Origin of the sequence: Aquihabitans sp. McL0605, assembly GCF_049993875.1 — a bacterium.
In the GTDB taxonomy this organism is placed as follows: domain Bacteria; phylum Actinomycetota; class Acidimicrobiia; order Acidimicrobiales; family Iamiaceae; genus Aquihabitans.
Map to the genome: position 1 here is coordinate 3,272,161 of NZ_CP188252.1, position 17,532 is coordinate 3,289,692.

At 74.4% G+C, this 17,532-nt stretch carries 11 protein-coding genes; 5 read left to right on the forward strand and 6 right to left on the reverse strand.

The genetic code is table 11. The features are described 5' to 3' along the window. The first annotated feature begins 150 nt into the window (after positions 1-150). Positions 151-480 carry a hypothetical protein gene (locus ACPPVX_RS15055; protein ID WP_426571382.1) on the forward strand — a complete coding sequence of 110 codons (330 nt, stop codon included), beginning with the start codon at positions 151-153 and terminating at the stop codon, positions 478-480. Positions 481-504: 24 nt separating this feature from the next. Here the strand turns inward: ACPPVX_RS15055 and ACPPVX_RS15060 are convergent, their stop codons facing one another. The 3 genes from ACPPVX_RS15060 to ACPPVX_RS15070 all read right to left on the reverse strand — a co-directional run bounded on the left by ACPPVX_RS15060 (position 505) and on the right by ACPPVX_RS15070 (position 3,273). Next, on the reverse strand, positions 505-1,458 hold the full coding sequence (locus ACPPVX_RS15060; RefSeq protein WP_426571383.1) for a hypothetical protein: 954 nt from the start codon (positions 1,456-1,458) through the stop codon (positions 505-507). 89 nt (positions 1,459-1,547) lie between these two features. Next, on the reverse strand, positions 1,548-2,282 hold the full coding sequence (locus tag ACPPVX_RS15065) for a Bax inhibitor-1/YccA family protein (RefSeq protein ID WP_426571384.1): 735 nt from the start codon (positions 2,280-2,282) through the stop codon (positions 1,548-1,550). Between the two features lie 64 nt (positions 2,283-2,346). Beyond that, complete coding sequence (locus tag ACPPVX_RS15070) at positions 2,347-3,273, reverse strand: alpha/beta fold hydrolase (RefSeq protein ID WP_426571385.1); 927 nt, start codon at positions 3,271-3,273, stop codon at positions 2,347-2,349. A gap of 72 nt (positions 3,274-3,345) precedes the next feature. Here ACPPVX_RS15070 and ACPPVX_RS15075 point away from each other — a divergent pair, with 72 nt between their 5' ends. The 3 genes from ACPPVX_RS15075 (at position 3,346) to ACPPVX_RS15085 (ending at position 8,287) form a co-directional block, all read left to right on the forward strand. Further along, positions 3,346-5,613: an ATP-binding response regulator gene (locus tag ACPPVX_RS15075; protein WP_426571386.1), complete on the forward strand. Its 2,268-nt coding sequence runs from the start codon at positions 3,346-3,348 to the stop codon at positions 5,611-5,613. 13 nt (positions 5,614-5,626) lie between these two features. Beyond that, positions 5,627-6,046: a response regulator gene (locus ACPPVX_RS15080; RefSeq protein WP_426571387.1), complete on the forward strand. Its 420-nt coding sequence runs from the start codon at positions 5,627-5,629 to the stop codon at positions 6,044-6,046. An 87-nt stretch (positions 6,047-6,133) separates the two neighbouring features. After that, on the forward strand, positions 6,134-8,287 hold the full coding sequence (locus ACPPVX_RS15085) for an acyl-CoA dehydrogenase family protein (protein ID WP_426571388.1): 2,154 nt from the start codon (positions 6,134-6,136) through the stop codon (positions 8,285-8,287). On the opposite strand, the gene ACPPVX_RS15090 is transcribed toward ACPPVX_RS15085, so the two are convergent. Both ACPPVX_RS15090 and ACPPVX_RS15095 read right to left on the reverse strand, forming a co-directional pair. Continuing rightward, entirely contained in the window at positions 8,280-11,525 is a 3,246-nt protein-coding gene (locus tag ACPPVX_RS15090) for an ATP-binding protein (protein WP_426571389.1), read from the reverse strand. The genes ACPPVX_RS15085 and ACPPVX_RS15090 overlap by 8 nt on opposite strands. A gap of 156 nt (positions 11,526-11,681) precedes the next feature. Next, a complete protein-coding gene (locus ACPPVX_RS15095; protein ID WP_426571390.1) occupies positions 11,682-12,101 on the reverse strand; it encodes a cyclic nucleotide-binding domain-containing protein in 420 nt (139 codons plus the stop codon). A 377-nt stretch (positions 12,102-12,478) separates the two neighbouring features. On the opposite strand from ACPPVX_RS15095, the gene ACPPVX_RS15100 reads away from it, so the two are divergent. Continuing rightward, a complete protein-coding gene (locus ACPPVX_RS15100) occupies positions 12,479-15,838 on the forward strand; it encodes an ATP-binding protein (protein WP_426571391.1) in 3,360 nt (1,119 codons plus the stop codon). Positions 15,839-15,847: 9 nt separating this feature from the next. On the opposite strand, the gene ACPPVX_RS15105 is transcribed toward ACPPVX_RS15100, so the two are convergent. Next, positions 15,848-17,491 carry an FAD-dependent oxidoreductase gene (locus tag ACPPVX_RS15105; protein WP_426571392.1) on the reverse strand — a complete coding sequence of 548 codons (1,644 nt, stop codon included), beginning with the start codon at positions 17,489-17,491 and terminating at the stop codon, positions 15,848-15,850. Positions 17,492-17,532: the final 41 nt, after the last annotated feature.

Below are 17,532 nucleotides of genomic sequence, written 5' to 3' on the forward strand. Positions count from 1 at the left end.
TCAGCAGGTGATGCGGCCGGTGACCTCGTGAGCCGGCCCCATCGTGAACCGGGCACGGATCCGAGACGGCGGCGGCCGGGAACCGGGCGGGGTTGCGGGTTGCGGGTGGTGGGCCACAATGACGGCAGCGCCACTGCTCGAGGAGGGCCCATGACCGAGCCGACATCGTCCGAAGCTCAGGAGCGGCCCGCCGCCAAGGAACGGCCCGACCGGCCGCCCGTGGCCCAGGGCCCGCAGATGCCGCGGTACGAGACGATCACGCCGCACGCACCGTTCGCGCCAGGTGCCGGCATCCGGTTGGGGGCCATGCCGGTGGGCCCTCCCGGCTCGCCCAACGGTGCCCCGGGCTCGTGGGTCCCGGCCACTTGGGCGCAGGACCCGTCCGAACGCCACGAGCTGCGCTGGTGGAGCGGGATCGCGTGGACCGAGTGGGTGGCCGACGACGGCGTGGAGGGCCAGGACCCGCTCGACCCCGCCTGACCTGACCGCAGCCGCCCGGCGTGCTCAGGCGGTGGGCGGCGGGAAGGTGGTGGCCCGGGTCTGCTCGGTGAGCGAGTGGAGCTGGGCCGCCTGCTGGTGCACGGTGGCCACGGTCTCGTCGGTCGGCGGGGCGGGCGAGAGGGCGACGGCGTCGACCGACCGGTGCAGCCCGCCCACGCTGCCGCTGAGCGCGGTGAGCGCCGCCGCCTTGGCGGGGTCCTTGGTGGCCTGGGCCGTGCTGGTGAGCTGGGCCCCGAGCGTGGCCAGCCGGTCGGCGGTGGGGCGGGCCAGGCGCTGGAGGGCGGCAGCGTCGAGCGCGGCCAGCTCGCCCGCCACCTCGGTGGTCTGATCGAGGAGGTCGTTCGTCTGGGTGACGAGGAGCGCAGCTCGGCGCCGGCTCCGGGCCACGATCAGGGCGGCACCGCCGGCGACGATGACGGCCGCGAGCGCCCAGGGCCACCAGGTGGTCCCGGAGCTGTCGCCAGCGGTGGGCACGGCGGCGGGCGCCGTGGTGGTGGTCGCCTCGACCGCCGTGGTGGTGGTGCTCCCGGTCGTCGAGGTGGTGGCGGCCGTGGTGGTGGGGGCGTCGGTGGTGGTGGGTGCCGCGGTCGTGGTGGGCGCCAGCGTGGTGGTCGGGGCGCCGGTGGTGGTGGGCGCCAGCGTGGTGGTGGGGGCGTCGGTGGTGGTGGCCGGGTCGGCGGTGGTGGTGGGCGCGTCCGGCGCGCCCGGCGTCGTCGTGGTGGGCGGCCGGGAAGGCCCGGGCCGGGAGGTGCTCGGCGCCGCGTCCGGCGTGGTGGTGGTGGGCGGGAGCAGGGTGGACGACCGATCGATCGTCGGGAGCGAGCCCCCGGCGCTGCCCGAGCCGCACGCGGCCAGCGGCACCCCGAGGGCGATCGCGGCGGCGAGCAGGCCCGCCCGACGACGAGCACGGCTCGCCCTCGACGTGGTGATCCGAACCTGGCTCGTTCCGATGGACATGTGCTCGCTCCCGCAGTGGCACCCGTAGCGGCGCTCACCGTAGGCGCCGGGCGCGGGCGCCGGGACCGGAACCGCCCGCTGGGCGAGCGTCAGCGCCGCAGCACGGCCAGCAGGCGGAGGATCTCGATGTACATCCACAGGAGGGTCGACATGAGGCCGAAGGCGCAGAACCACTCGGCGGTGGCCGGCAGCTCCTGCTGGACGCCGTAGTCGATCATGGCGAAGTCGGCGATCAGGTTGAGGCAGGCGATCGCCACGATGAGGACGCTGACCCCGATGCCGACCGGCGTGGGGTTGTTCCAGAAGTAGAGGTCGACGCCGAACAGCGAGAAGAAGAAGGCCACGAGGTAGAGCAGGGCGATGCCGAACGTGGCGCCGAAGATGATCGCCATCAGCTTGGCCGTGGGCTTGATGGCACCGGTGGTGTAGAGGATGAGCATCCCGAGGAAGGCGCACACGCTGGCCAGCAGGGCCTGGGCCACGATCCCCTCGTAGGCCACCTCGTACACGTGGGAGATGGCGCCCATCCAGACGCCCTGGAAGAAGGCGAAGGCGGCGCCCGTGAGCGGCGCGATCTGCGGGCGGCTGACCGTGAGGACCGACAGGCCGATCAGCAAGAAGAACCAGAGGAGCCAGCTCGGCCCCGACGTCGACTGGATGACGCTGCTGGTGCGCGACCACCCGACCGAGCCGCCGATCAGCGTCAGCACCAAGAAGCCGACCGTCTTGACCGCGACCCCAGAGACGGTCATCGTCCGCGGCGCCGTGCCGGCCAGGGGCCCGGTGGATGCCAGCGTGGTCTCGTTCAGCAGCTGGGTGGACACGGCGGCTCCCTCGGTCGGTCGACCTGTGCATGATGGTCGGCCGGGCGCGGCGCACCGCGCACCGTCAGGTGCGGTGGCGGGCGAGGAAGTCGAGGATGGCGCGGTTGAAGACCTCGTTGCGGTCCCCGGCGACCATGTGGCCGGCGCCGGCCACGTCGGCGAACTCGGCGTGCGGCGCCCGGGCGAGGAAGTCGGCGACGCCCTCCTCGCTGAGCAGGTCGCTGCTGCGGCCCCGCACGAGCAGGGTGGGGATGGTCAGCTCCTCGACCGCCCGCTCCAGCCGGGGGAACCCGGCTTCGGCGCCGCGGGTCTCGTCGGGGGAGCCGAACTTGCCCTGGACGAAGGCCGGGTCCCAGTGCCACACCCACCGGCCGTCGGCGCGCGGCCGGAGGTTCTTCGCCAAGCCGGAGAGGTCGGTGGTGCGGGGGCGGTGCGGGTTGTACGCGGCGATGGCGTCGGCGGCCTCCTCGAGCGTGGCGAAGCCGTCGATGCTGCCCGTCATGAACGCGCCGATGCGCTGGGTGCCCTCCTTCTCCATCCGGTGGGCCACGTCGACCAGCACGAGCGCGTGGGCGAACTCGTCCTGGCGAGGGGCGTCGGCGACGGCCACGAGGGAGGAGATGCCGCCCAGCGAGGCGCCCACCAGGACCGGCGGCCGGGGCAGGGATCGGACCAGCGCCTCCACGTCGCCGGCGAACGCCTGGATCGTGTAGTCGCCATCGGGGGCCCAGTCGCTGTCGCCGTGGCCGCGCAGGTCGACCGACCAGACGCGCCAGCCCGACTCCGCCAGCACCCTCCACGTGCCGGCCCACGAGTGGCGGGTCTGGCCGCCGCCGTGGAGCAGCACGACGGTGGGCCCGTCGACCGGACCGCCCAGGTCGGCGGCCAGGGTGATGCCCCCGGCGCCGGGGAGCCGCACGAGCTCGCGCTCGACGGGGGCGGTGGCGTCGTGGTCGCCCGGTCGGGCGCCGGCAGGGGAGGTGCTGGTCATGGCCGAGAGTCAACTACCTGCCCTGAGGCATGTGGCCCATTCTCACGGTTCGTGGTTGAAATGTGCCCCTGCGTGGCCGATGAGAACCGAGTGGGAGGGTCCAACCCGACGCATGCGAGAGGGACTGCGGCGGTTGCGTCCGATTCCCGACTCGACGTCATCTCGGACTTCGACGCGCCCGATCGCTTCGACCTGTTCATCGCCTGGCTGAGCGAGTCGGTCCACTCGGTCTGGGACCGGCTGACGTGGGTGGGCTTCGGCTCCGTCGTCCTCGTGGTGGTGCTCGGGCTCGAGCTGGGGGGCTGGTCGTCGCGCTCGTCGGGCGTGCTGCTCGCCTCCCTGACCGCCGGCATCGCCGTCGGGGTCGCCTGGCAGGCCACGGGCCGGCTGCGCCTCGGCTGGTCGGCCATGGCGCTCGCCAGCATCCTGTGGTGCGCGGGCTCCAAGGCCCGGCCGCTGTGGGAGAGCAGCGGCCGCTCGACGGTGACGATGACGTTCGGCGACGTGGCCGCCATCGGCGCCATGGTGGCGTTCGCGCTCGCCCTCCTCGTGCTGCTCGAGAAGCCCCAGCGCCCGGTGGCCCGGCTGAGGTTCGTGGCCGAGGGCCTGATGATCGCGGCCAGCGTGCTGTTCGCCAGCTGGGTGAGCGTGCTCCCGGCCGCGTTCGACGCCAGCGCCGGCCGGTCGCTGGAGGACCAGGCCGAGCTGATGGCCTACCCGATCAGCGATGTCCTCCTGATGGGCGTCGTGGTGTTCGCGGTGACCAAGCTGCCTCAGCTGGCGCGCGGCACGGTGCTGCTCCTGCCCGGGATCGGCGCCATCGCCATCTTGTCCACGGCCACCAGCGAGTTCGGCCCGGCTGCGTCGGTCGGGTCCGGGGTGGTCGGCCTGGCCATCGCCCTGGCCTTCTCGGCGATCGCGGTGGCGGCCGTGCGCACCTGGCGGGCCGAGGCCCACGACGGTGCTCCCCCGGCCGTGGAGCGCGCCCAGCTGCTCCTGCTGGCGGCACCGGGGCTGTCGATCCTCATCGTGGTCGGCACCACCCTGCGCCAGGTCACCGGCAAGCCCGTGGCCGTGGAGCTCGGGTGGATCACCATCGGCGTGCTCACCCTGGCCGTGCTGCTCCACGTCACGGTGATCGTGGAGAACCAGCTCCTCAGCCGCGAGCTCAGCCTGGCGAGGGACGAAGCCGTCCACGCCTCGGTGCTGAAGTCGCACTTCCTCGCCAACGTCTCCCACGAGATCCGCACGCCGATGAACGCCGTCATCGGCCTCACCGGCCTGCTCCTCGACACCGAGCTCGACGACGACCAGCAGGAGCTGGCCGTGGGCGTGGCCACCTCGGCCGAGGGCCTGTTGGGCCTCATCGACAGCCTGCTCGACTTCTCGAAGATCGAGGCCGAGCGGATGGAGCTGGAGTCGATCGACCTCGACCTCACCGACCTCCTCGACGAGGTGGCGATGCTCGTGGGCGACAGCGCCCGTCGCAAGGGGATCGAGCTGTTCGCCTACTGCGAGCCGGGCATGACCACGGACCGCCGGGGCGATCCGGTCCGCCTCCGCCAGATCCTGCTCAACCTGGTCAACAACGCGGTGAAGTTCACCGCCGAGGGGTCGGTCACGCTCCGGGCCATGCCGGTGGAGGGCCAGCCCGAGCAGGTCGCCTTCCTCGTCATCGACACCGGCATCGGCATCCCCGAGACCGAGCAGTCCCGCCTGTTCGAGCCCTTCTCCCAGCTCGACGAGACGACCACCCGCAACTACGGCGGCACCGGCCTCGGCCTCGGGATCGTGCGGGGGCTCGTCGACCTGCAGGGCGGCACCGTGGAGCTGGCCAGCGAGGTCGGCGTCGGCACCGTCTTCCGGGTCACGCTGCCGATGCCCGTGGGGACCCAGAGCACCGAGCGCGGCCTGAGCGCGCTGGTCGGGCTCCGGGCCCTGGTGGTCGACGGCAACGCGGTCAACCGCAGCGTGCTGGCCCACACCCTCCACAGCTGGGGCTTCGTCGTGGACCAGGCCACCTCGGCCGAGGAGGCGCTCCACGAGTTCGCGTGGACCGGCTCGCCTGAGGAGCGGTACGCCGTCGCCATCATCGAGCACCGCCTCGACGGCATGAACGGCATCGAGCTGGCCCGCATCCTCCGCCACCAGGAGCCCACCTCGTCGACCGTGGTGCTGCTGCTCAGCTCCGCCATCGACCTCTCCCGCCAGCAGGCGCACGACGCCGGCATCGAATCGGTGCTCATCCGACCCGTCCGCACCTCCTACCTGCTGCGTCGCATCGTCGACGCCCTGATCACCCAGCCGGCTCTCGAGTCGACCCGAACCAGCCAACCCTGAAGGGGCCACCCAGATGCAACGCATACTCCTTGCCGAGGACAACAAGATCAACCAGGTCGTCGCCGCAGGCGTCCTGAAGAAGATCGGGTACGAGGTCGACATCGTCGAGGACGGGGCCGCCGCCGTCGCCGCCGTCACCGCTGTCCCCGAGCGGACCTACGGCGCCGTCCTGATGGACGTGATGATGCCCGGGGCCGACGGCTACCAGGCCACGGCCATGATCCGGTCGTTCGAGCGCCAGTTCGGGCGCGAGCCGCTGCCGATCATCGGGCTCAGCGCCCGCGCCATGGCCGGCGACCGCGACATCGCGATCAACGCCGGCATGAACGACTACCTCACCAAGCCGCTGCGGACCCGGGACCTCGAGGACTCGCTCCTCCGCTGGGTGAAGCCGGTGCCCGTCCCCGCCCAGGCTGCCCCCGAGGGCGCCTGACACCTGCTGCTCCACGGGCGGCGCCTGCGAGCACCGCCCGGCTCGGGTAGACCAGGGCCGGAATCCACCCCGAGCACCGAGGAACCCATGTCGATCGCGATCACCGATGACCACCGCGCCCTGGCGGCCACCGCGTCCGAGGTCCTGCGCAAGCGCGAGGCCCGAGCGGCGGCCCGCGCCCTGCTGGAGGCGCCCGCCGAGGAGCTGCCCGAGCTGTGGGGCGAGCTGGTCTCGATGGGCTGGCTCGGCCTCCACCTCCCCGAGGCGCACGGCGGATCGGGCTACGGGCTCGAGGAGCTGGTCGTGGTGGTCGAAGAGCTCGGCCGGGCCGTCACGCCCGGGCCGTTCGTCCCCACGGTGATCGCCAGCGCAGTGCTCGCCGCCGTGGCCGACGACGCCCTCCAGGCCGAGCTGCTGCCCGGCCTGGCCGACGGATCGGTCGCGGCCGCGGTGGCGCTCGACGGGGCCGTCACCGTCACCGCCGGCCTCGCCTCCGGCCCCGCCGGCGTGGTGCTCGGCGGCGGGCTGGCCCAGCTGCTGCTGGTCCGCGTGGGCGACGACGTGGCGGTGGTCCGCGTCGGCGACGGGGTCACCGTGGAGGTGCCCGCCAACCTCGACCCCACCCGGCGCTCGGCGCGCGTCACGCTCGACGCCGCCCCCGCCACGGTGATCGCCGGCGCCGCTCAGGCGCTCGTCGACCTGAACCGGCTGGTCCTCTCGGCCGAGGCGGTGGGCCTGGCGCGCGAGTGCACCGAGATGGCCGCCGCGTACGCCAAGGAGCGGGTGCAGTTCGGCCGGGTGATCGCCATGTACCAGGCGGTCAAGCACCACTGCGCCAACATGGTGGTGGCCACCGAGCTGGCCACCTCCGCGGTGTGGGACGCGGCCAAGGCCGCCGCCACCGGAGGCGACCAGCTCACCTACACCGCCGCGGTCGCCGCCACGCTGGCCGCTCCAGCCGCCGACCTGTGCGCCAACCTCAACACCCAGGTCCACGGCGGCATCGCCATCACCTGGGAGCACGACGCCCACCTCTACATGCGCCGGGCCACCACCCTGCTCTCCTTCCTGCACGCCGACCAGGCCGCGGCCGACCTGGTCGATCTCACCCGCCGGGGCGTGACCCGCGGCAAGCAGGTCGAGCTCCCGCCCGAGGCCGAGCCCATCCGGGCCGAGGTCCGGGCCTTCGCCGAGTCGATCAAGGACCTGCCGGCCGCCGAGCAGCGCACGCAGCTGATCGACACCGGCTACGTGATGCCGCACTGGCCCAAGCCGTACGGCCGCGAGGCCGGTGCCGTCGAGCAGCTGGTGATCGAGCAGGAGTTCGAGCGCGCCGGCGTGAAGCGCCCCGCCTACGGCATCACGGCGTGGAACATCCTCACCCTGATCCAGTACGCCACGCCCGACCAGGCGGCGCGCTGGGTGCGCCCGGCGCTCGACCAGGACGTGATCTGGTGCCAGCTGTTCAGCGAGCCCGACGCCGGGTCCGACGCCGCGGGCGTCAAGACCAAGGCCACCCGGGTCGACGGCGGCTGGCTGGTCAACGGCCAGAAGGTGTGGACGTCCGGCGCCCACGTGGCCGGCATGGGCTTCGCCACCGTGCGCACCAACCCCGACGTGCCCAAGCACCAGGGCATCACCACCATGGTCATCGACATGCACGCCGACGGCGTCGAGGTCCGGCCGCTGCGGATGACCAACGGCGGCTCCGAGTTCAACGAGGTGTTCTTCGACGACGTGTTCGTCCCCGACGACGACGTGGTCGGCCCGGTCGACGGCGGGTGGACGGTCGCCCGCGCCACCCTCGGCAACGAGAGCGTGAGCATCGGCGGCGGGGGCGGCGGCATGTCGTACCCCGGCTCGGCGATGGTGGCGCCGTTCGACGCCCACCCGGATCGCCTCGACGGCGGCGCGCCGCGGATCGGCCGCTACATCGCCGCCCACCAGGCCATGGGCCTGCTCAACCTGCGGGCCGCCAACCGCGCCGTCGCCGGCTCCGAGCCCGGCCCCGAAGGCGCCATGACCAAGCTGGTGCTGTCGGAGGTCGGCCACGAGGCCGCCGCCATCCTCACCGAGCTCAACGGCCCCGACTCCGTGTTCATGGAGGGCGACGCCTTCATCGGCAACTCCATGGTGCTCATGCACCGCGGCATGTCGATCGCCGGCGGCACGTCCGAGATCAAGCGCAACCAGATCGGCGAGCGCATCCTCGGCCTGCCGCGCGACCCGCTGATCAAGTAGCAGCGGGGGCGGCTCGCCGCTCCAGGCCGGCGTAGCCGTAGGTGCGGGCGGTCGCCCGCGCCACCGCGGTGAGCTCGGCGGCTCGGGCGGCATCGCCCTTGCCGGCGCGCTCGGCGCACAGGTCGGCCAGGTCGAGCTGGGTGAGCGCGACCCAGTACGGCGCCTGCAGGCGCTGGTGCACGTCGAGCGCCGCCTGGAGGTGCGCGTCCGCCGCGTCGAGATCGCCCAGGACCTGGGCGAGACGGCCGAGCGGCCGGCTCGCCGCGCCGAGCACGACCGACCCAGGGGCCACCACCTCATCCGCGTAGACCGCCAGCAACGGCCGGTAGGCCGCCGCGAGGTCCGGGTCGCCGGTGCTCGCGGCGGCGTCGGCGCAGTTGATGATCCAGGTCTGGCGGGTCAGGTCCTGCGGGCCCGAGGCCGGGCCGTCCGCCACCATCGAGCGGAGCTGCTCGCGGGCGTCGGCCATGCGCCCCGCATCCACCAGGACCAGCGCCACCGCCGAGCCGAAGACCGGGAAGCTCGCGTTGTTGGCGGCGTCCTCGAGGATGAAGTCGGCCACCTCGGCCATGCGGCCCTGGTGGCGCCGGAGCTCGAACAGCTGGCCGCCGTACTGGCCGAACGCCTCCGGGAGGCCGAGCTCGGTACCGATCGCGAGGGTCTCGTCCATCATCGCCTCGCAGCCCACCAGATCCCCCTCGAGGAGCAGGAGGACCGCCCGGTCGCGCTGGACGATGAACCGGTCGCGGAGCAGGCCGGTCTGCCCGGCGAGCAGCTCCAGCTCGTCGAGGCGCTGCCGGGCCGCGGCGAGGTCGCCCTGCATGAGCGCGTAGTTCTGCCGGTGCCGTCGCGCCAGGGTCCGCAGGGCGAGGCGCCCGGTCCGGTCCGCCGCCGCCACCCCCTCCCGGCTGACCGCGTCGCCCGCGACCGGGTCGAGCGGTGCCATCTGGAGGAGGTCCGAGCTGAGCGCGATGGCTTCGTCGTCGCCCGAGGCGCGGGCCACGTCGATGGCCTCGCGGGCGTACCGCTGCCGCTCGGCGTAGTCGGTCGCCGCGGTGGACATGGCGATCGAGGCGAGGATGCGCGACCGGCGGGCCGTCGGATCGGGGCCGACGATCTCGAGCGCCCACCGGGACAGGGCGAGCAGCTCCGGGTCCTCCTCGCGCATGGTGATGAGCACGTTCCCGCCGAGCACCGCGGCCACCAGCAGGTCGTCGTCGCCGAGCGCCTCGGCGATGCGCCCTGCCTCGACCAGGGTGTCGCGGTGCTCGGGGTGGCCCGCCTGCTGCTCGGCGGAGCCCAGCCCGACCAGCAGCCACCCGCGCCGGGCCTCGTCGCCGTGGTCCGCGCTGAAGTCGAGGGCCCTCCGGTACCAGCGGATGGCGTCGTCGGGCGCGAGCGCGGCGAGCGCGGCGTCGCCCGCCCGGGTGGCGTAGTCCATCGCCTTGGCCGCGTCGGCGGGGCCGGCCCCGCTCAGCCAGTGGTGGGCGAGCGCGGCGAGGTGCCGGTCGTCGTTCGCGGTGGCCTCGATCGCCTCGGCGACGCGGCGGTGGGCCCGCTGCCGCCGGAGCGGGCTGAGGCCGGAGTAGAGGGTGTGCTGCACCAGGGCGTGGACGAAGCGGTACCGCTCGGGTTGATCGGTCGGCGCGATGAGGGCGGCGCTGGTGGCGGCGTCGACCAGGTCGAGGAGGGCGTCGCCGTCGATGCCCGAGACGGTCTGGAGGAGGTCGATGTCGACGTCGCGGCCGATCACCGCGGCCAGCGACAGGGTGCGCACGGCCTCGGGGCCGAGGCGCTCGACGCGGCGCCCGACCACGTCGCGCACGCTGTTGGGCAGGCCCAGGTCGGCGAGGTCGCCGTCGAGCATCCAGCGGCCGGCCTCGTTCTGCACGATCGCGCCGGTCTCGCCGAGGTGGCGCAGGAGCTCGGCGGTGAAGAAGGGGTTGCCCGCGGTCTCCCGGCGCACGGCCTGGGCCAGGTCGATGCCCTCGGCGTCGAGCTCGTGGCCGGCAGCCGAGGTGATGAGCTGGGTGATGTCGTCGTCGCCCAGCCCGTGCAGCTCCAGCCGGCTCACGCGCGGCTCGCGCCGGAGGTCGGCCAGGAGCGTGCTCAGGCTGCAGCCGTCGCGCAGGTCGGTGTCGCGGAAGGTGCTGAGCACGAGGACCGGTGCCGTCAGGGAGGCCGCCGCGGTGCGCCGGATCAGCTGGAGGCTGGACCGGTCGGCCCAGTGGATGTCGTCGAGGACCAGCACGAGGGGTGCGGCCTCGGCCGCCAGGGCCAGGAGCCCGATGACCGCCTCCATCAGCACGATGCGGTCGGCGTCGGGGTCGGTGGTGCCGGCGGCGGTGGGGCCGCCCCGGGAGGTCAGCCGGCCCAGCGCCTCGCGCTGCGCCGCGGGCAGTCGGTCGGCGAGGCACCCGGGCCCGTCCACCAGCGGGGTGAGCCCCTCGATCCACGGCTGGTAGGGCGCGCCGACGTCCTCGTCGCAGCGGCCGTAGAGGACCGTGGCGCCCTCCCCGTGGGCCACCCGCGCCGCGTGGGACACGAGGGTCGACTTCCCGATGCCGGCCTCGCCGGACACGAGCACGATCTGCACGCAGCGCTCGGCCAGCGCGTGCTTGCGGGCGTCGACGAGCGCGGTCAGGGCCTGGTCGCGCCCGAAGAACCCGAACAGGGCGTCGGTGGCCACCCGTGTCAGCGCCGCGGGCATCGGCGGGGCCCCGGTGACGTCGGCTGCATCGGGCTCCCACCGGACCTCGACCGTGGGGACCGGGTCGGTGATGCCCTTCAGCACGAGGTCGCCGATCGGCCGGAGCTCCTGGCCGGCGTGGCGGCCGACGAGCACCCGCACGGAGTCGGTCGCCAGGATCTGCCCCCCGTCGGCGATGGCGCACAGGCGGGCCGCCTCGACCACGGCATCGCCGTAGTAGTCGCCCTCGTCCTCGATGACCTCGCCGGCGCCGATGCCGATGCGGACGCTCAACCGCTCCGCCGCCAGGCGGTTGCTGTGCTCGACCGCCTGCTGCATCGCCGTGGCGCACGCGAGCGACCGGCTCGGCGACGTGAACATCACCATCAGACCGTCGCCCAGGCCCTTGACCTCGACGCCGCCGGCGGTCCGCACCGCCCGGCGCAGGAGCTCGAAGTGCCCCGAGCGCAGCTCCTCCGCGGCCTCGGGACCGACGCGCTGCGCCGTCGCCGTGGAATCGACGAGGTCGGTGAACACGAAGGTGGCCATGACCGTCCGCCCCACGGAACCTCCCCGGAAGCAGCTCGCACGTTCGCCCTACGTCTCCGCGGCCTGGAACCGTCGCAGCAGCCGCGAAGTCGCGGCATCGAGTTTGCCACAACTCGTCACCAGAAGCTCCTGGAACGGGCCGCCGGTGCGGCTGGATCAGCGAGGAGGGTGCTGACGTGGGTGTTCGTGGTACCAGGCCAGCGCCTCTCGGACGCGCTCCTCGATCTGGGGGTGGAGCTCGAGCAGGTCGGCGAAGTCGGGCTGGCTGATGATGTCGACGATGACGTCGCTGGTGGCGACGACCGTGGCCATCCGAGGGGCGTGGTCGAGCAGGGCCACCTCGCCGTAGCACTCGCCGGCCGCCGGCCTGGCGACGACCTCGCCGTCGATGAGCACATCGACGCTGCCCTCGAGCACGACGATGAACTCGTGGCCCTGGGCGCCCTGGCGGATCAGGGTGCGTCCCGCGGGCAGCTGCATCCGGGCCGTCAGGCGCGACACCTCCCGGAGCTCCTTCCTCGACAGCCCCGCGAACAGGGGCACGTTGCGCAGCAGCTCATCCGGCTTCGGCTTCATGACGCCCTCCCTGGAGTGACCCGCACGGTTCGCACCTGGCCACACGCCGGCGACCCACTCCCGGCCCGCATCGCCCGCCTGGTCGTCCGGAACCGTATACCCATCGCCATGGCCTGTCGCCGGGCGCAGCAGAAGGACCGGGGCCCGGGCCGGGGCGTGTTCGCGCTTCGTTCGCGCCGGCCGCGGTACACCGGTGCGGCAGCAGGCGGCGCACTCGCGCCGGACGTGGTGGTCTTCTGCCCCCTCACCACGTCCGGCGTGGCTGCTGCGGCCTCGGGTCGCCCGACCCGGTCGCGGACCCTTGCGGTACCGTTGCGGGTGGCGGTCGAGCGCGGGCTCGCCACCGGTAGCCGGAGCCAGGAGGGTGGCTGAAGGTGATGCAGACGGCCGCGGACGTCGGGGGAGCCGACCTGCTCGGATCGGTGACCCTGCGCGGTCCGACCGGCTCGGCGGTGCTCGTGACCCGTCCGCAGGTCCAGGTGGCCCTCGCCTTCTTGTTGCTCGAGCGTCGGCCCGTGGGGCGCGACGAGCTGGCCGACCTGCTGTGGGGCGACCGGCCGCTGGCGACCCACTGGCAGGGCGCGGTACGAGGCGTCCTGTCGAAGATCCGCGACCTGCTGGCCGAGGTCGGCATCGCCGGCGAGGTGGCCTCGAGGCGCGAGGGGACCGTCCGCCTCGTGGTGCCCGACGGCTTCGTCCTCGATGCCGATGCGGCCCGCGCCGCGGTGGACCGCGCCGAGCACCTCCTGGCCGACGACGAGCCCGAGGCGGCCGGGGCGGCGGTCCGGCCCTGGACGGACCGGTTGGACCAGACCTTCCTGCCGGCGGGCGACGGGGACTGGGTGCGCGCGGAGCAGCACCGGCTGGCCGAGCTGTCGAGGCGGGCCGCCGTCGTGCACGCCTCCGCGCTGCTCCGTTCGGGCCGCGCCGGGCTTGCCGCCGACGCGGCCCGGGCCTGGGTGCGTCGGCACCCGCTCGACGAGGACATGCACGAGCTGGTGATCCGGGCGCTGGTGGCCGACGGCCGTCGCCGCGAGGCGATCGAGGCCCACGATCACCTGGCCGCCGTGCTCGCCGAGGAGCTCGGGGTGGGCCCGAGCGCGGCGGCGACCGCGCTGGTCGACCCGCCGCCCGAGCGCCCTCCGGTCCCGGTGGCGCCGATGGCCGCGGCGCCGCTCCCTCGTCGCGACGACCGGGAGGGCGACGATGATCCGGGGGCCATCTTCCTCGGACGGCAGGAGGAGCTGGCCGTGCTCGTGGCCGCCTGGCGCGCCGTCGTCGACGAGCGCCGCCCGCGGCTGGTCGAGATCCTCGGGCGCTCCGGCATCGGCAAGACCCGCCTGGCCGACGAGCTGGGCGCCCTCGCCGCCGCCGAGGGCGCCACGGTCCGCTGGGCGCGGTGCCTGCCGGGCACGTCCCTCGCGTTCGAGCCGCTGGCCTCGGCGGTCGAGATCGAGCAGGCCTCGCCCGCCACCGGCACGCCAGGGGGCGACGCCGAGCCGACCGACGCCACCACGGCCCGCACCGATGCCCGTCGCGCCGTCACCGCCGGCATGCGGGCGCTGGCTTCGGCGCCGGCGGTCCTGGTGATCGACGACCTGCAGTGGGCCAGCGACGACGTGGCCGCGGCCCTCGAGGAGACGCTGCTCGAGCTGGCCGGGCCGCTGCTCGTCATCACGACCGGTCGAGGCCTCCCGGCCTCGGTCCACGACGTGCTCGCCCGCCTCCACCGCACCCTGCCCGCGTCGCAGGTCAGCCTGCGGGGACTGGACGAGCAGGACCTGCTCCCGCTGTTCGAGGAGGCGACCCAGGCCGCGGAGCTCCACCGGCGCACGGGCGGCCACCCGTTCTTCGTGTCGGAGATCGCGATCGCGCCGTGGCGGAGCGGCCGCGCCATCGACCCGAGCCAGGTGCCCGACGGGGTGCGCGACTGGATCGGGCACCGCGCCGATGCGCTCACCAAGCCGCTGCGCTCCCGGCTCGACCTCGCCGCGGTGATGGGGGAGGAGGGCAACGTGGCCACGGTCGCGGCGTGCGCCCGCATCACCGTCGACGAGGCGCTCGACCAGTTCGAGCTGCTGGTCGACGACGGCTTCTTGGTGGAGACCGATCGGGTCGACGTGTTCGCCTTCCCGCACCTGATCACCCGCGATGCGGTGTACGAGCGGATCAGCCCCACGCGCCGGGCGCGGCTGCACGCCGCGGTGGCCGAGGCGCTGGCCGCGTCGCCGCCCGCACCGGGCCGGACGGCGGCCATCGCCCACCACCTGGACCGGGCCGGTCACGCCCATGCCACCGAGGCCGGGCGCATGCTCGTGCTCGCCGGCCGCGAGGCGCTCGACACCGGTGCCTGGTCCGCGGCCGAGCAGCTGTTCCGCGATGCCGGGCGCGCCGCGCCGGACGAGCCCGCGATCCGCGCCGGTGCGCTGACCGGGCTGGCCGAGGCGCTGCACCTCCAGCGCCGCCGCGACGAGGCGGAGGAGCTGCTCGACGAGGTCCTCGCCATCGCCCGTTCGCACCGGCTGCCGCTCGAGCTGGCGGAGGCCGTGGTGGTGCTGGTCGGCCGGGCCGGGCGCGGCGTGACCCAGCGCCTCTCGGACCTGGAGCAGGCGGCGCTGCTGCGGGAGTCGCTCGACGGCCTGGAGGACCTGGAGGTCCGCTCGCCGCTGGCCGCGGCCCCGGCCGGGCCCGACGTCCGCTCGGAGCGGGTGCGGCGCGAGGCGCTGGCCTGCCGCATCGAGGGCGAGCTCCTGCTGGCCGTGTCGCTCACCTCGCCGCGCGAGGAGCGCGACGTGCTGGCCCGCCGAGCCGTGGCCCGGGCCCGACGGCTCGATCCGCCCGACACCCGCCTGACCGCCCGCGCCCTGCTGATCTCGCGGCTGTCGCGGTTCGAGCCCGAGCAGGTCCGCGGGCGCATCTCCGACCTCGACCAGGTGCTGGCCATCGCGCCCTCGGGTCGCAGCGTCGACGCCACCCTCGCCGCCCTGGTCTACCGCCACGAGGACCTGCTGCTGGCGGGCGAGCGCGACGCGTCGCGCCGTTCGCTCGCCGAGGCGGTGGCGCTCGCCGACCGCTCGCAGCACCCGTACTGGACGTGGGCGGCGGCCGCGTGGCAGGGCCTCGGCGCCCTCGTCGACGGTGACCTCGACGGCGCCGAGGCCCGGGCGTTCGAGGCGGTCGCCCTGCAGGGGGCCGAGGGCGGCGCCCAGGCGTGCCTGGGCGTGAACCTGGTCAACGTGCGCCTCTACCAGGGCCGCTCGGGCGAGGTGCTGGAGCTGCTGGAGGCGGCGGCCGACGAGTCGCCGCACATCCCCTGCTACCGGGCGGTCCACGCCCTCTGCGCCGTGGAGGCCGGCGATGCCGTGGCGGCCGAGCGCAGCTACGAGCACTTCCGTGCCACGGCGTTCCGGCAGGTGCCCCACGACACCAACCGGCTCCTCACGCTGGTGGTGCTGGCCGACGCCGCCGTGCAGCTGGGCGACGCCGATGCCGTCGCGCCCCTCCGCGAGCAGCTCCTCCCGGCGGCGCCGTACCACGCGCTCCTCAACTGCTACGGCGGCGGCGGCGCGTACTGGGGGCCCGTCGCCCACCAGCTCGGCCGGCTCGACGCCCTGGCCGGCGAGCAGGCCGCGGCGGCCGAGTGGTTCGCCCAGGCCGAAGCGGCCGCCGAGGCCGTGGGCGCGCCGCTGGCCGTGGCCCGCATCACCGGCGATCCGGTGCGGCCGCCGGCACCCTGAACGGGCCCGTCAGGTGCTCGCGGCGAGGCGGGTGTGGACGGAGCGGACCGCGCTGGAGCCCTCGCCGACCGCGGCGGCCACCCGCTTGAGCGAGCCGTGGCGGACGTCGCCGACGGCGAACACGCCGGGCACCGACGTCTCGTAGGCGAGCGGGATGGGCGCGCCGGCGTCGCCCGCGGCGGGCAGGTCGCGGTCGGTGAGGATGAAGCCGTCCTCGTCGAGGGCGACGGCTCCGTCGAGCCAGCCGGTGGCGGGCTCGGCGCCGATGAAGCAGAACAGGCCGGCGCACGCCATGGCCGTGGTGGCGCCGGTGGGCCGGTGGCAGATCGAGACCTGGCCGAGGTGGCCGTCGCCATCGAGCGCGCCGACCTCGGTCTCGCCCAGGACGGTGATGCGCGGGTCGGCCTCGATCCGCTCGATCAGGTACCGGGACATGGTGGCGGCCAGGTCGGACCGGCGGATCACGATGGTGACGTCGCACGCGTTCTGGGCCAGGTAGATGGCCGCCTGCCCGGCGGAGTTGCCGCCGCCGACCACCACGACCCCGCTGCCGCGGCACACCTGGGCCTCGACGTCGGTGGCGGCGTAGTAGACGCCGGCGCCCTCGAACCGGGCGAGGTCGTCGACGGCGAGCCGCCGGTAGCGCGCCCCCGACGCGATGATGACCGCCCGGGCCGGCATCTCGCTCCCGTCGGCCAGGCTGATGACGTGGTAGCCGCCCTCCGTGCGCAGGCCCGCGGCCACGCACGGGGCGTTGAGGGTGGCCCCGAGCCGCTGCGCCTGCATCGCCGCTCGCGTGGCCAGCTCTTCGCCGGAGATGCCGTTGGGGAAGCCGAGGTAGTTCTCGATCCGCGAGCTGGCTCCCGCCTGCCCGCCGGTGGCCACGGCGTCGATCGACACGGTCCGCAGCCCCTCGGATGCGCCGTACACCGCGGCGGCGAGCCCGGCGGGGCCGGTGCCCACGACCACCAGGTCGAACACGAACCCGGGCACCGGGTGGTAGGTCAGGCCGAGGTGGTCGGCGAGCTCTCCGGGGGTGGTGCGGCGCAGGACCCGCGTGGGCGTGATGACCGCCGGGGTGTCGCCGGGCTGCAGGCCGAGGCCGGCGAGCAGCTCGTCGGGGTCGTCGGCGTCCTCGAGGTCGATCCACGCGTGGACGAGGTGCAGGCGGGTGGCGAAGGCCCGCAGGGCCAGCGCCTCGGGGGAGAACCGCGAGCCGATGATCCGCACCGCCAGCGAGCCGTCGCCGGTGCGCAGGATCTCCCGGCGTGCCACCAGGGCCGGGAACACGATGTCGGCGATGTCGGGCTTGGAGCTGAGCACCGTCCGGAACGCGGCGGGGCCGATGGCGAGCGCCCGTCCCGACTCGATGGCGCGGGCGGTCAGGTACGGCCGCTGGCCGGTGATCAGGCTCAGCTCCCCGAGGAAGGCCCCGGCCGAGAACGTGGCGACCGAGTGGCCGCCCTCGGTGTCGGGGCGCTCGATGGTGACCGTGCCCTCGAGCACCACGATGAAGTCGTACTCGAGGTCGCCCGCCCGGTAGAGGAGATCGCCTGCTGCGAACTCCCGCACCTCGCCGAACGACGCCAGCTCCTCGATGTGCTGGGGGGTGAGGGCCGCGTTGGCGTCCGTCTGGTCGTCGGTGGTGCTCATCTCGTCCCTCGGCTCGGCGTGCCTAGATCATGCGCGCGCCG

Bases quoted from the DNA above. Each gene is read 5' to 3' on its own strand.
- ACPPVX_RS15060 (WP_426571383.1), bottom strand. From the start codon at position 1,458: ATGTCCATCGGAACGAGCCAGGTTCGGATCACCACGTCGAGGGCGAGC.
- ACPPVX_RS15090 (WP_426571389.1), bottom strand. From the start codon at position 11,525: ATGGCCACCTTCGTGTTCACCGACCTCGTCGATTCCACGGCGACGGCG.
- ACPPVX_RS15085 (WP_426571388.1), top strand. From the start codon at position 6,134: ATGTCGATCGCGATCACCGATGACCACCGCGCCCTGGCGGCCACCGCG.
- ACPPVX_RS15095 (WP_426571390.1), bottom strand. From the start codon at position 12,101: ATGAAGCCGAAGCCGGATGAGCTGCTGCGCAACGTGCCCCTGTTCGCG.
- ACPPVX_RS15080 (WP_426571387.1), top strand. From the start codon at position 5,627: ATGCAACGCATACTCCTTGCCGAGGACAACAAGATCAACCAGGTCGTC.
- ACPPVX_RS15105 (WP_426571392.1), bottom strand. From the start codon at position 17,491: ATGAGCACCACCGACGACCAGACGGACGCCAACGCGGCCCTCACCCCC.
- ACPPVX_RS15100 (WP_426571391.1), top strand. From the start codon at position 12,479: ATGCAGACGGCCGCGGACGTCGGGGGAGCCGACCTGCTCGGATCGGTG.
- ACPPVX_RS15055 (WP_426571382.1), top strand. From the start codon at position 151: ATGACCGAGCCGACATCGTCCGAAGCTCAGGAGCGGCCCGCCGCCAAG.
- ACPPVX_RS15070 (WP_426571385.1), bottom strand. From the start codon at position 3,273: ATGACCAGCACCTCCCCTGCCGGCGCCCGACCGGGCGACCACGACGCC.